The following is a 217-nucleotide window of genomic DNA, read 5'->3' on the forward strand; positions in this document are numbered from 1 at the left end:
GCCGGAGGCCATGGCGTGGTGCGAGACCAACGGCATCGACTACATCTTCGGTCTGTCCGGCACCAAGCCTCTCGCCAGAAAAGTCGACGAGGTCGCCGACGACATCCGCACCCGACGCGCCATCGAGAACCTGCCGGTTCTGCGTGGCTATACCGAGACCCGCCACAAGGCAAAGTCCTGGGATCGCGAACGGCGCACTGTCGCCCGTATTGAGGCG

At 64.5% G+C, this 217-nt stretch carries 1 protein-coding gene; it reads left to right on the top strand.

Annotated elements, in window-relative coordinates; translation table 11 throughout:
- Window positions 1–217: transposase (locus QJT78_RS52965; protein WP_281461028.1), on the top strand; the 217-nt coding region annotated here is incomplete at both ends.

This window comes from Bradyrhizobium sp. Mp27 (assembly GCF_029953005.1).
Lineage (GTDB): Bacteria > Pseudomonadota > Alphaproteobacteria > Rhizobiales > Xanthobacteraceae > Bradyrhizobium > Bradyrhizobium barranii.